Source organism: Corynebacterium sp. ACRPJ, from assembly GCF_022347345.1.
GTDB classification, from domain to species: Bacteria; Actinomycetota; Actinomycetes; order Mycobacteriales; family Mycobacteriaceae; genus Corynebacterium; species Corynebacterium tuberculostearicum_D.
The window spans coordinates 1-13,117 of the sequence record NZ_JAKRNC010000003.1; the positions used below are offsets into that span (position 1 = coordinate 1).

Annotated in this window: 14 protein-coding genes and 1 pseudogene; 9 read left to right on the forward strand and 6 right to left on the reverse strand. The window is 55.9% G+C overall.

What is annotated here, in order from left to right; genetic code table 11:
* Positions 1-361, reverse strand: a 361-nt coding sequence (locus tag MHY08_RS02625) for an IS3 family transposase (RefSeq protein ID WP_239235184.1), incomplete at its 3' end; no start/stop codon positions are given.
* Positions 362-414: 53 nt separating this feature from the next.
* Positions 415-723 carry a transposase gene (locus MHY08_RS02630; protein WP_239194917.1) on the reverse strand — a complete coding sequence of 103 codons (309 nt, stop codon included), beginning with the start codon at positions 721-723 and terminating at the stop codon, positions 415-417.
* Between the two features lie 70 nt (positions 724-793).
* Here MHY08_RS02630 and MHY08_RS02635 point away from each other — a divergent pair.
* The 6 genes and pseudogenes from MHY08_RS02635 to MHY08_RS02660 form a co-directional block, all read left to right on the forward strand.
* Positions 794-1,902 (forward strand): annotated as a pseudogene (locus tag MHY08_RS02635) (IS3 family transposase); the annotation flags it as partial.
* A gap of 179 nt (positions 1,903-2,081) precedes the next feature.
* Complete coding sequence (locus MHY08_RS02640) at positions 2,082-3,215, forward strand: sensor histidine kinase (protein WP_239194915.1); 1,134 nt, start codon at positions 2,082-2,084, stop codon at positions 3,213-3,215.
* A complete protein-coding gene (locus MHY08_RS02645) occupies positions 3,212-3,889 on the forward strand; it encodes a response regulator transcription factor (protein ID WP_239235185.1) in 678 nt (225 codons plus the stop codon). Before MHY08_RS02640 ends, MHY08_RS02645 begins: the two co-directional genes overlap by 4 nt.
* A gap of 73 nt (positions 3,890-3,962) precedes the next feature.
* Positions 3,963-4,877, forward strand: a complete 915-nt coding sequence (locus MHY08_RS02650; protein WP_204608759.1) for an ABC transporter ATP-binding protein — start codon at positions 3,963-3,965, stop codon at positions 4,875-4,877.
* A complete protein-coding gene (locus MHY08_RS02655; RefSeq protein ID WP_239235186.1) occupies positions 4,874-5,620 on the forward strand; it encodes an ABC transporter permease in 747 nt (248 codons plus the stop codon). Before MHY08_RS02650 ends, MHY08_RS02655 begins: the two co-directional genes overlap by 4 nt.
* 4 nt (positions 5,621-5,624) lie before the next feature.
* Positions 5,625-6,368: an ABC transporter permease gene (locus MHY08_RS02660; RefSeq protein ID WP_204608763.1), complete on the forward strand. Its 744-nt coding sequence runs from the start codon at positions 5,625-5,627 to the stop codon at positions 6,366-6,368.
* A gap of 140 nt (positions 6,369-6,508) precedes the next feature.
* On the opposite strand, the gene MHY08_RS02665 is transcribed toward MHY08_RS02660, so the two are convergent.
* Positions 6,509-7,981, reverse strand: a complete 1,473-nt coding sequence (locus MHY08_RS02665) for an RNA polymerase sigma factor (protein WP_239235187.1) — start codon at positions 7,979-7,981, stop codon at positions 6,509-6,511.
* A 200-nt stretch (positions 7,982-8,181) separates the two neighbouring features.
* Positions 8,182-8,940 (reverse strand): polyphosphate--glucose phosphotransferase, encoded by a 759-nt coding sequence (gene ppgK / locus MHY08_RS02670; protein ID WP_239235188.1) that lies wholly within the window; start codon positions 8,938-8,940, stop codon positions 8,182-8,184.
* Here ppgK and MHY08_RS02675 point away from each other — a divergent pair.
* Positions 8,939-9,826 (forward strand): inositol monophosphatase family protein, encoded by an 888-nt coding sequence (locus MHY08_RS02675; RefSeq protein WP_239235189.1) that lies wholly within the window; start codon positions 8,939-8,941, stop codon positions 9,824-9,826. The two genes, ppgK and MHY08_RS02675, sit on opposite strands and share 2 nt — an antisense overlap.
* 112 nt (positions 9,827-9,938) lie before the next feature.
* Positions 9,939-10,229, forward strand: a complete 291-nt coding sequence (locus tag MHY08_RS02680) for a DUF4193 domain-containing protein (protein WP_005325023.1) — start codon at positions 9,939-9,941, stop codon at positions 10,227-10,229.
* A 36-nt stretch (positions 10,230-10,265) separates the two neighbouring features.
* Here the strand turns inward: MHY08_RS02680 and MHY08_RS02685 are convergent, their stop codons facing one another.
* Both MHY08_RS02685 and MHY08_RS02690 read right to left on the reverse strand, forming a co-directional pair.
* Positions 10,266-11,339: an IS30 family transposase gene (locus MHY08_RS02685; RefSeq protein ID WP_239235408.1), complete on the reverse strand. Its 1,074-nt coding sequence runs from the start codon at positions 11,337-11,339 to the stop codon at positions 10,266-10,268.
* A 668-nt stretch (positions 11,340-12,007) separates the two neighbouring features.
* Entirely contained in the window at positions 12,008-12,466 is a 459-nt protein-coding gene (locus MHY08_RS02690) for a DUF3093 domain-containing protein (protein ID WP_239235409.1), read from the reverse strand.
* A gap of 142 nt (positions 12,467-12,608) precedes the next feature.
* Here MHY08_RS02690 and dut point away from each other — a divergent pair, with 142 nt between their 5' ends.
* On the forward strand, positions 12,609-13,082 hold the full coding sequence (gene dut, locus MHY08_RS02695; protein WP_239235190.1) for a dUTP diphosphatase: 474 nt from the start codon (positions 12,609-12,611) through the stop codon (positions 13,080-13,082).
* Positions 13,083-13,117 lie beyond the last annotated feature (35 nt).

Consider the following 13,117-nt stretch of genomic DNA (forward strand, 5'->3'; position numbering starts at 1 on the left):
AGGTAATATCCGACATCCACACTCGGTTGAGCTCACCGGTATCAAACATGCGCTTGACCAGGTCAGGAAGCGTGGACTTACGTTTGGCTTGGACCGTTGTCACTGGGACAAAGGCCCGCGGGGAAATCCCTTCAATGCTCATCATGCGCATTCGTTTAGCCACAGTCTTACGATTAAGCGAAATGTGGTACCGCTCGATAAGTTCTGCGGTGATCCGCGGAGCACCATAAACCTGGTCGGAGTCCGACCAAATCTGATGAATCTTACGGTCAACATCGTCGTAGAATGCTGCGCGATCATCGTCGCCGGATAGCCGCTTCTGCTGCGTATGAGACCATTTGTAGTATCCAGACCGAGACACTTTTAATAGCCGTGCCATACGTTTGATGCTGTAGTTCGCCTTCTCCTGCCGCATCAATTCGAACTTTTCTGCTCGCGTTGCTTCGCAGCGAAGAAGGCTGTCGCTTTTGACAAAAACTCATTATCCATCTTGGCTTCCGCCAGCTCACGGCGCAGACGAGCATTCTCAGCACGAAGATCCGCCTCGCTCATCCCATCTGATGCTCCACGGCGCTCACGCTCGAGTTTGACCCACCTGCCCAAAATTGTGGCTGATACACCAATCTCCTTAGCCACATGAGCAATCGGGCGCTGCGACTCGATTACCAGGTTTGCGGCTTCACGCCGGTACTCCGGCGTGTATTTCTTGCGCTGTTGACTCACAATGAACATCCTCTCCTACGGACACAAGATCCGCACAAATAGGGTGTCCACTACTCGAGGGTAACCTCACGAGTCAAAGATGAGTCTTGCCCGTGAGTTTGGCCTGTCGTCAGACCAAGTGGTTGGATATTGGTCGCGGAAATGGCGCAAAGGCGGCGATGACGCCTTAAAACCGAAGCCGAAGGGCAGGCCTAAAGGTTCAGCTAAGCCGAAAGTGCTTTCTGAAGAAGATAAGCTACGTCGCGAAAACGAACGGTTGCGGGCCGAAAATGCCTACCTAAAAAAATTGCGGGACTTGAGGAATCAGGGACGCGCCTGAAAGTCCAAGCGATCGTCATCCTCAAGTCTCACCACCGCTTGGAGGACCTCCTAGAGGCAGCCGGTATGCCGCGGGCGACATTCTTCTACCACCAGAAACGACTCAGCGAGCCAGATAAGCACGCTGCGATCAAGGAGGCGATCCTAGAAAGCTTCGAGGCTAACAAGCATCGCTACGGCTACCGGCGAGTGTTGCTGGACCTGCGCAACAAGGGCTGGGTGGTCAACCACAAACTCGTTTACAAACTCATGCGCCAGATGGGGCTTCGGGCCAAGATCCGCCAACGCAGACCGTATATTTCCTACGCAGGAACTAAAAGTCGCATTGCTGACAACAAGCTTGACCGCAAGTTCACCCCAGATAAGCCAAACACCGTCTTTGTCAGCGACGTCACCGAGTTTAGGGTCGCAGGCCGAAAAGTGTATTTGTCACCGGTGATGGACTTGTTCGACCGCTCAATCGTCGCCCACACCGTGGCTACATCGCCGACGGCAGCGTTTACCGCCGAATCCTTGACTAAGGCGATTGCGGCCTGTGCGCCGAAGCCTGGGTGGATGATGCACACCGATCAAGGATTCCAGTACCAGCATTCCTCCTGGCGTAACCTGATCGGTGACAACGGCGGTGTCCAGTCGATGTCGCGTAAAGCCAACTGCTACGACAACGCAGTAATGGAGAACTTCTTCGGGCACGTGAAGGCCGAGATGTACCACGGGGAAGTCTTTGACACCGTCGAGGAATTCACCCAAGCGATCGACGAGTACATCCAGTGGTACAACACCGAACGCATCCAACAACGACTCAAGGGCCTGACCCCGATGCAATATCGGAATCAGGCCCTTGAACCCCTCACCGCCTAGAATTAAACCAGTCCAACTTTTGGGGGCCAGTTCACAGAGCGGGGCGCAGTTTTCCTACCTTTGGCTTCCCGAATTTGTGGGGAAGGAGGTCTATCTAGACCCGGCCTTGGATAAAAATGGCCGACGGAATCGTACTCAGGCATGACTACTTAACTCGTCGAACCGGATAGCGTAGAGGCGTGGAAGTCTTTTCTGATAGGCGAATGATTCGTGACCTTGCGGTGTCGCTTTTGTGCGGAGCGGCGTCTCTCATCGGTAGGGAGCTGATGTCCCGGCCGCTCTTTGACTACCTGATTATCGCCTTGGTCGTGCTAATGCCAATTATAAGCAGGCGGTGGCCGCGCCTGGTGGTCTTCGTTGCATCAATGGTGCTCTTCGCCAGCCTTTTCCAGGTGGAACTCACTGTAGGCATCATAATCCTTGCGGGGCAGGTCGCCTACATTATTCGCCGCAGGCTGGAAGATCCCCTGCGTCGAATAATGACTATAGGGATGCTTGCTGCGGACTTTATCGGCGTATTTTGGGTGAGCCAAACGGTACAGGAAGCAGCACAGGATATTGCGCGGCGCCTTTTCGTCGTGGGCTGGAGCCTACTGGTCCTTGCGGTATGCATGCTTGTGGGTGAACTGCGTAGGAGAGCAGAGGAAGAACGCACACGGGAGATTTCGCGTGCTCTAGAGAAACAACGCCTGGAATTCGAGAAAAGCTCGACGGAACAACGGGCGTTTATCGCACGTGAGATCCATGACGTCGTCACGCACTCGCTATCGGTCATAGTTGCCCAGGCCGATGGGGCGCTCTACACCAAAGACACGGAAGCGCAAGAAGAAGCTTTGAAGTCTATTTCCCGCGTGGGAAGGACCTCTTTGAGGGAGATGCGGGGAGTCGTGGGCTTGCTGCGCACAGGGGAAAAGCGCGGCACTCAACCGATGGCGGGATTCGGTGATCTTCCAGAACTCATTAACAGCGTTAGAAGCGCTGGCATTGCTGCGGGATATCGCTGCACAGGAACGCCACCTGAAGAACTTTCCGCCGCGACGTCACTAAGTCTGTACCGAATTGTCCAAGAGGCTTTGACCAATGCGAACAAACATGGTGGCGGGCAAGCAGACGTACTAGTCGAATGGCTTGAAGGTATCGTCCGCCTTGAGGTGCGCAATGGATATATGGGTGATGCTCGAGGCGAGGGACATGGCATTGCTGGCATGAAGGAACGAGCGGAATTGGTTGGAGGAACCTTCCAACAGCGCAGTGATGCTGGCACATGGATAGTAGAAGCAGAGTTACCCACCGTAGGAGGAAGTAAGCAATGAAAGTCGGATTGGTAGACGACCAGGTTCTCTTCCTGCACGGGATTGCCCAGATCATTAGTTCGCAGCCAGACATGGATGTTATCTGGCAAGCAAACGATGGCGAAGATGCGCTGACCCAATGCGCGGCCACGCCTGCTGATGTGGTGCTCATGGATGTACAGATGCCTGTCCGCGATGGAATTAGCGCCACTGCTGAGATCGCATCCACTCTTCCAGAGATGAAGGTCATCATTCTGACAACCTTCGATGACGAAGACTATGTAGTAGCCGGGCTGCGAGCAGGAGCGAGTGGCTTCGTGCTCAAGGACGCAGAGCCAGAGGAGCTACTAAGCGCGTTGCGCACTGTCTATCGCGGAGACGCGGTAATCTCACCCCGCGCCACTAAGCGCCTTGTCCACAGTATGAGGGATGAATCCACGGACACGCTGAGTATTAGCGGCGCAGACCGTCGGGTACTTGAATCGCTGACTGCCCGTGAACAAGAAATCCTTGAAGCAATCGGGATGGGATGGTCAAACACAGAGATATGTGAGCGGATGTTCATCTCTATGCCGACCGTCAAGACGCACGTTGGACGAGTGCTCGCCAAGACGAGTTCTAGGGACCGTGTACACGCAGCTCTTTTCGCCTATCGCACAGGAGTTGTCTCCCGTGCTGACCTGCTTAGCTCCTAATACCCCGGTATGACTCGCAAAATCGTGCCTCGCGGCGATGTGCGGCGTAGGCGCGCCGGGCAACGATTGAGTTATGAGCACAGAATATGTTGTCGAAACTCAGGGTTTGACCAAGGAATATAAAGGATTCAAGGCCGTCGACGGCCTTGATATGGCAATCGGCCACGGTGTCGTTCACGGTTTGTTGGGGCCGAATGGTTCGGGCAAGTCCACGACCATGAAAATGCTTTTGGGTCTGGCAAAGCCGACTGAGGGAAGCATCAGTTTGTTCGGCGAGCCTTTCGGGCCTAAGACGCGCAGCCGGGCCTTGGCCCGCACCGGCTCGCTCATCGAGCAGCCTTCGGCCTATTTGCACCTCACCGGGCGAGAGAACTTGCGCATCGCTGCGCGGCTTCTACGCGCTGAGGCAGAAGACATCGATCGCGCAGTGCACCTCGTGCGGCTGGAAAAGCAGCTGGACAAGCAAGTAGCGAACTATTCCTTGGGCATGAAGCAGCGCCTCGGCATCGCAATGGCTATGATTCGTAACCCGCAGCTTCTGATCCTTGATGAACCAACGAACGGTCTTGACCCTGCCGGCATCGAAGAGATTCGCAATCTCATCGTCAGCCTCGCTGCCGATGAGGGGCGAACCGTATTGGTTTCGAGCCACCTTCTCTCGGAAATCGAAAAGATGGCTAGTGAGCTGACCATTATCAATCGCGGGCAGTTGCTCTTCCAAGGTACAAAGCAGGAGCTTTTCCATTCCCAGCCGCCTGAAGTCTTTATCGAAACCCCGAACCCCGAGGAAGCGGCGCAAGCACTCGCGGGTATCTCAGTGCGCTTTGTAGAAGGTGGCATTCGGGTCCCGAACTTAAGCGAGCGCGACGTCGCGGGGGCTTGTACGCAGCTCGTCAACCATGGCGTGCCCATCTACCAGGTGCTAAGAACGCACCGCAGTCTCGAAGAGATCTTCATTTCGATTACGGGACGAGGTGGCTTGCAATGATGTTGCAGAATGAATATGCCAAGATGCGGCATACCCGGATGCTGCCGCTAGCCCTTGCTGTCACGCTCGCCATCGTTGCCTTTTCCAGTATGAATCTGGTGGGTGAGCACACCGCCGAACAATTTCAGCAAGATCCGCATAGTCAATGGGGCGGACATCTCCTTGGTTACATCATGGTGACGGCCTTCCTCACTCCGGTGCAGGTGGCATTGCTAGCCAGCCGCGCAGCCGATGTAGAGCATCTCCACGGCGGCTGGCGGCTTAATTCCATCGCCGGATACCGCCGCGGTGGTCTGCTCCGCGCGAAGTTCGCAGCTTTAGCCCTTGTCCTAGCCGCAGTAAAGGTAGTTGAATTGCTCTCGGTCTTGACCACTCCATTCCTCTTTGGCGCACAGTCGATTGATTCACCCGGCACATGGGTTCTCACAGCAGCTGGTCTATATGGAACCTCGTGCGCACTGATGGCGATTTTCTTGTGGCAGGCAGCACGCGTGGAATCCCAGCTCGTGGTGCTCAGCACTGGGGTAGTAGGCGGCTTCCTCGGTGTGGCAGGAATGCTTTCTCCAACCGCGGTCACGCTCATTAATCCCTTCGGTTATTACGCAGTCTTATCCCCATTTACCTTCCGCCCCGAAGGCCTGGTGAGCATCGAACCACTGTGGATTCCATGGGCACTGTTCATCGCCGTTGTAACCGTCATCTTCACCGTGCTTTGTCGCACGCTTGACTCCCAGGAGGAATAAGTTCATGTTTGCTATCGACCTGCTGAAATTTCGACGCTCCTACGTATGGGCTGTCATCTTCCTCGTGCCGTCTATAGCAGTCGGCATTGGTGCCGCGAATTATCACGCTAACTTGGCGTCACTTAATGCCGGATGGGCAAGCTATCTTTCCCAAGCAACGCTGTTCTACGGCTTAATCTTTATGACTGTGGGAGTGGCCATCATCGCTGCAGCTGCCTGGCGCCTGGAACACCGCAACCACAATTGGAACACTATTTTGACCTCACCGCGCTCGGCGGGAGAAGTAGTCGCGGCCAAGCTTTTCTCCATCATGGTCCTCATCGCGCTAATGCAGGCGGTGTTCATCGCGCTGGCCTTAGGCATTGGACGCGGCTTAGGAATACAGGGAGAGATTTCGCCTCTCAACTTGAGCGCGCTGTTCTTAGCAATCATCCCGGCGTTCGCAGTCGGGGCCTGGCAATCCTTTTTCTCGATGATCTTTCGCAGCTTTGCCACGCCCGTGGCGATTTCACTTGTGGGCGCGATTGTCTCAGTTGGAATTCTCTACAGCGGTATTCGGCTCATCCCGATGCTGCTGCCACCGGCTATGGTTACGTCGACGATTTCGCTCGGCAGTACCGCCTTCGGCGCAGATGATACTCCTGATGTGCGCGGTATCGCGTTCAGGATGGCTGTTTCTATCTGTTTCGTCATCGGAGCTTGGATTGCATCTGTTGCCTGGCTGCGAACCCATGACGTTAAGGCTTAGGACTCATCCTTGGGACTCTTGCTTGTGCCACAGATGCAAAATGCCCTCGCGTCCCTCCGCACCTTAGAGCTAACGGGGGAGGCGAGGGCGGCGTCGGCAAGCGTGTGCGTCTTGTCGCTTGCCTTGGCAAGCTTGGCCTCTTAGTCGAGGTAATCGCGCAGTACCTGGGAACGAGAGGGGTGGCGCAGCTTCGACATCGTCTTGGACTCGATCTGGCGAATGCGCTCGCGGGTAACTCCGTAGACCTGGCCGATCTCGTCTAAAGTGCGCGGCATACCGTCGGTCAAGCCAAAGCGGAGGCGAACCACGCCGGCCTCACGCTCGGACAGTGTAGTCAGAACGTCTTGGAGCTGGTCCTGCAGCAAGGTGAAGGATACGGCGTCGACCGCAATGACGGCCTCGGAGTCCTCGATGAAGTCACCCAACTGGGAATCGCCTTCGTCACCGATGGTCTGATCCAAGGAAATGGGCTCGCGGGCGTACTGCTGGATTTCGAGCACCTTTTCCTCGGTGATATCCATCTCCTTCGCCAGCTCCTGCGGGGTAGGCTCGCGGCCCAAGTCCTGCAAGAGCTCGCGCTGGATGCGGCCCAGCTTGTTGATGACCTCCACCATGTGCACTGGGATGCGGATGGTACGAGCCTGGTCAGCCATGGCGCGGGTAATGGCCTGGCGGATCCACCACGTGGCGTAGGTGGAGAACTTATAGCCCTTGGTGTAGTCGAACTTCTCCACCGCGCGGATAAGACCCAAGTTGCCTTCCTGAATGAGGTCCAAGAAAGCCATGCCACGGCCGGTGTAGCGCTTGGCCAAGGAAACCACCAGACGCAGGTTGGCCTCCAACAGGTGGTTCTTGGCCTTGCGGCCATCGCGGGCGATGCTGCGCAGGTCGCGCTTTTCCATGGGGGAGAGCTTGGCAGCCTTATCGCCTTCGGCGCGGGCCTTTTCCATCTCATCCATGCGGTGCTGTGCGTACAGGCCAGCCTCGATGCGCTTGGCCAGGGAAACCTCTTGCTCGGCGTTGAGCAGGGCGACCTTACCAATCTGCTTGAGGTAGGCGCGGACGGAGTCAGCAGAGGCGGTTAACTGCGCATCCTTGCGGGCCTGACGCAGCGCAGCGGACTCTTCCTCGTCCCAGACGGAAGAGGAGTCTTCCTCTTCTTCCTCATCGTCGTCGTCCAAATCCTCTTCGAGATCATCGTCTTCGAGGTCTTCGCCGGCGTCGAAGTCATCATCGTCTTCGATGTCCGCATTTGTGGGATCGAAGTCGACGTCCTCGTCGTGCTCGTCCTCCTCGAGCTCCTCTTCTGCTTCCGGCTGTGCCTGCTTTTCGGACTCGGCTGTGGATTCCTGCTTCTTTGCCGCGGATTTGCGGACCGTCTTCTTAGTGGCCTTTTTGGCAGACTTCTTAGTGGTCTTCTTGGCCGACTTTTTGGCGGTCTTCTTCGCGGTTTTCTTGGCTGTTTTCTTAGCGGTCTTTTTGGCCGTCTTCTTAGCCGTCTTTTTCGCGGTTTTCTTTGCCGTCTTCTTGGCGGTCTTCTTTGCAGGAGTAGATGCCTCAGCGGCGTTTTCGCCCTCGCCGAGTGCCTGGTCTGAAGATTCAGTGGCTGCCACGTACGCCCTTTCGACTAACTTCTTGATTGAAACAGCTCAGTGCGCCCTAGTCGGGCGCTCGTGCATCAGTGTGATGTTAACGCGTTGTGGCCTTATGCAGGCCAGACACGCCCTAGAGCTATTTAACTTAGGATCGACCGCCCAGTATAGAGGATCTTTCCAATCTGCCGGTGGATAGGGTCACCTGCAGTGCGTGAATACTACGGTTTCAAACCGTCTACCGCCGCCATCGCAGCTCCGACAATTCCTGCGCGATTGCGCAGTTGTGCAGGCATGACGGGGGTTTCAATATCAAGGTGTGGGCCCCATTTTTCAAACTTGCGGGAAATCCCACCCCCGATGAGGAAGGCCTGCGGGTTAAAAAGCTTTTCATATTCCGCGAGGACCTTGTTGAGTCGCTTCGTCCACTGCTTGTATTTGAGTTCCTCGCGGTCCTTTACAGCCGAGGACGCAATCTTCTCAGCCTCGTCACCGCCCACCGTGAGGTGCCCCAATTCGGTATTCGGGAACAACTGGCCGTCTAGGAAGAAGGCCGAACCGATACCGGTGCCCAGGGTTAGGAAGATTACGGAGCCCTGCTTGGCGATGTCCTCTCCGTAGGCAACCTCGGCTAGTCCCGCCGCGTCGGCGTCGTTAAGCACGGCAAAATCCGCATCCAGGTAGTCCGCGAAGAGCTCTGTGGCGTTGACCCCAATCCAATCCTTGGAAATATTTGCCGCAGTCTCGACTTCCTGGTTGCGAACCACGGAAGGCAGGGTGATGCCAACGGGGCCGTCCCACTGCTTTTCCTGCACGATTTGGGCTACTACCTTGGCAACTTCATGCGGCGTAGACGGCTGTGGGGTGGCGATCTTCAAACGCTCGCCCACGAATTCGCCGGTGGCAAGGTCCACCTCAGCGCCTTTAATGCCGGAGCCTCCGATATCGATGCCAAAGGAATGGCCAGAAAGAGTAGTCATGCCCGACAGTCTAGAAGAAGGCACAATAGTTGGCATGACTGAGCAGATCGATTTTCTCCAATTGCGGGATTTTGCCGTTTCTATCGCCACGCGCGCTGCGGAATTAATTACTGCGCGCCGCGCAGAACTAGTCGCAGGTGACGGCATCGCGGCGCATACCCACACCAAGTCCAGCGACGTAGATCCCGTAACGGAGGTCGATACCGCGACAGAGGAGTTCATTGCCACCACCATTCGCACCCAACGGCCCGGGGATGGAATCTTTGGCGAAGAAGGCGCCAATGAGGAATCGACCAGTGGCGTTACCTGGATTGTCGATCCGATTGACGGCACCGTGAATTTCCTCTATGGGGTGCCGGATTACGCCGTATCCATTGGTGCAGAGTACCAAGGGCACCTCGTCGCTGGCGCGGTGGTCAACGTGGCGCGTGGGTGCACCTATGCTGCCGCAGCCGGCCAAGGCGCCACGGTCACCGGCCCAGACGGAATTGAGCACGCACTGCGGTGTGGCCAGACACAAGATCCTGCCTTGGCTTTGGTAGCTACCGGCTTTGGTTACGAAGCTGACCGGCGAGCAGCCCAAGCCGAGCTTCTCACCAAGCTCCTGCCTAATGTGCATGATATTCGCCGCATCGGCGCTGCAGCGCTCGACCTATGCAGGGTGGCAGAGGGAACCGTTGATGCCTACTTTGAACACGGCATCAATGCGTGGGACTTCGCTGCCGGGGCAATCATTGCTCGCGAGGCAGGTGCGGTGGTGCGCCATCCAGGCTTTGATAAAGGCTCCGCTGACGGTGAACTTACCTGGGCCGCGGGGGCAGATTTGGCCCCCGCATTCGAAAAGCTTTTAGCAGCGCACGGGGCCACGGACGCGCTGCGGGGGTAATAGTTTCCCACGCCGGCGAGCGGTGAGATGACATCTAGCCATTTGTGCTTTACTATGCGCGATCGATAAATACCCATTCCTTAAAGCAACTTGACCATTAGGGGCGTGCATTATGGCCACCGATTATGACGCACCGCGCCGGCGCGCGGAAGATGAACTCGAAACTGACTCCCTAGAAGGACTCAAAGCCGCTGAGAGCGATAACAACGGCATGGACGATGACGGAGAAATCGTCGAAGCCTTCCAGCCGCCATCAGTAGACCTCACTGGCGAGGAGCTTAATGTTGAGGTAGTTCCACGTCAGGAAAATGAGTTTACCTGTGGTTCGTGTTTCCTAGTGCAGTCCAATAAGCGTTACTCCCACGAAGAGGACGGCCAGCCAATCTGCAAGGATTGCGCCTAAAAGGAAGGCGGATTCTAGTGGTCGTGGAAACACTTCTTATGTTTCGGTTGAGTTTATCAGTGCGGCCATTTTCTCGGCTGGTGTTTGAAAGCCCAGGGTTTTGCGGGGGCGGCGGTTGAGTTGCATGGCGACGAATTCTAGGTCCGCTGCACTGTGAACGCTTAGGTCTGTTCCTTTAGGGAAGTACTGCCTAAGTAGTCCATTGGTGTTTTCATTGGTGCCTCGCTGCCACGGCGAGCCAGGATCGCAAAAGAACACGGGACAGTTTGTCGCTACAGAAAAGGCCTTATGGCAGGCCATTTCACTTCCCTGATCCCAGGTAAGTGATCCTTTGAGATGATCTGGCAAGCCAGCGATCGCTTTAGTAAGTGCTTCATTTACTTCGGTAGCATTATGCCCATTAGGTAGATGCAGCAAGATGACATAGCGCGTGGTTCGTTCTACGAGAGTCCCAATTGCAGACTTATTGCCCGCGCCTAAAATGAGGTCGCCTTCCCAATGACCTGGTACGGCTCGGTCGTCTACTTCTGCTGGCCGGTCGGAAATCATCACTATAGGGTCAACAAACCGCCTGCGGGCACTGCGCGTGCCACGAGGTCGACGTTGGGCGTGACCGCGACGCAGTGCAGCAGCGACTTCCTTTTTCAACTCACCTTTAGCCTGGAAATACAAAGACTGATAAATCGTTTCAGGACACACGTACATAGTCTCATCACCGGGGTAGCAACTGCGCAACCGCCCAGAAATCTGCTCTGGCGAGTACCTGTCTTTTACCATTTCCCAGACCACCGTGCGCAAGCGTGGATTGGCATCAATCTTGCGCTGTTTCGGTCTAAACCTACGCAACACCGATTTACGGTGCGCATGCGTGGGAAGATATACCCCAAACTCATCCCGGTTGCGTTTAAGTTCCTTGCTGATAGTGCCAGCAGAGCGCTGAAGACGCCGAGCTATCTCACGTATACCTTTGCCTTGCCGGTCAAGATCAAAGATGAGCTCGCGCTCTTCTACCGATAAGTAGCGCGAAGAAATACGCCTATCGATACGCTGTTGGGAAATAACCTGGACTGGGACTGCTTGGCGACCATCAACGTACTCAACTACCTGCATAAGCCTGTTATACAGCGCCACATCTGGGCCAGCCGGGACAAAAGGCACACGTCCAGTGGAAAGCTTAATGACACCTTTGTCTATATCAGCAGCACTACGCGGATGAATGCCACAGGCTAAAGCGGCATCTTTGCGGCCTAAAGCATTCGCGCGCAATTGCAGATAACTACACCGGCCAGTTGTGGCCGCAGCTTTGCGGCCATGTGGATTGCGCTTCCACAAACCAAGCTCAATACCGATGCGGTACACCGGAGAAGAGCCTATAGAAAGCTGGCGCGCAATATCCATCGGTGCCACACCTTCCAGCCACAGGCGAGCTATTTCCTGACTATCAGCCGAGCCAGTAGTCCTGCGGCGCTTGCGCGGCAAGTCCAACTCACCAGCAAGCCGATACGCCACCGACCGCGCTAAACCAACCACCCCAGCAGCCGTCCGTATTGAACTACCAGCCCGAACCAACGACGCAAACCGCGCCACAACAGCAGGATCCGGAACCCATTTCGACTTCACACAATCACCTAACCCATGTCAGGTGTTTCCACGACCACTAGAAATCAGGGAATACGCACCAGAAACGAAACCCCGCACTTGGCAACCTTCTACGTGCCGAGTGCGGGGTTTGCTGTAGCAACCACCAAAATTTTGGTGGTGTGCAAAGTCAATAAAGATTAGTGCTGCTCCGGAACAAAGGCGTGGAGCAAGGCCTCCGGATCCTTCGAGGCGATAAGCCAATAAGGAGTATCGTCCTCTGGATCATCGAGCACCATCATGGCGTGCTCATCGACCCAAGCGTGGGAGACCAAAAACGCCGCGGGATCGAATTGTGGACCCAGCGCATTGCGCCGCGCAGATTTCGGAACGGTGATAGACCGCGACACGACGTCGTTGGGCAACTGGGCATCTTTGACCGTGAGCCAACGCGTTCCATCCGGGTCACGCTCTACCTTGATGACCGTATTGGACCAGGTAATAAGTACCCACACTGCGATAGCGCCAAGGAGGATCGCGGGAATAATGGTCCACCACATGGAGCGGTTAAGGCCGGCGGTAGCGGAAGTAAGTGCCACGATGGCGGCTGCAAAAAGCCAAAAGTACCAAGGGACCCATTGGCGTTCGCGGTAGAGCACTTGAGAGTCCACCGTGCCCTGTGGCGAAGCGGCGCTTGACGGTGCCGGAGTTGCGGAAGTAGCAGATGTATCAGACACGTCTAGTCAGTCTAGACCACACGCGCCGCAGAATGAACCTCCCAAGGCAGGTAGGATTGGCCAGGTGACTGACTCGATTCCGCATTCTCAACCAGAAAGCCCCTTTGGGGACGTTAAAGTCAAGCGCCTGGATAAGGAGCTTCCATTACCGCACCGTGCCCACCGTGGTGACGCCGGTGCAGACCTTTACGCAGCCGAAGCTCTTACCCTGCAACCCGGCGAGCGCGCCCTCGTCGGCACCGGGATTGCCATTGCGCTGCCACTAGGAACGGTCGGCTTAATTCACCCGCGCTCCGGACTAGCCGCCAAGCAAGGGCTTTCCGTTGTCAATACCCCGGGCACGGTAGATGCCGATTACCGCGGGGAGATCAAGGTCTGCCTCATCAACCACGACCGGCACACTCCCATTGAGATCGAACGCGGAATGCGCATCGCTCAGCTCGTGGTCCAGCGCGTAGAGCTGGTGGGGTTTGCTGAGGTTGAAGAATTGGATGACACCGTCCGCGGAGCCGGTGGCTATGGCTCTACCGGTGTGTAGTTAAAGCAGTAGAGACTCAACGAAACTTTTAGAAA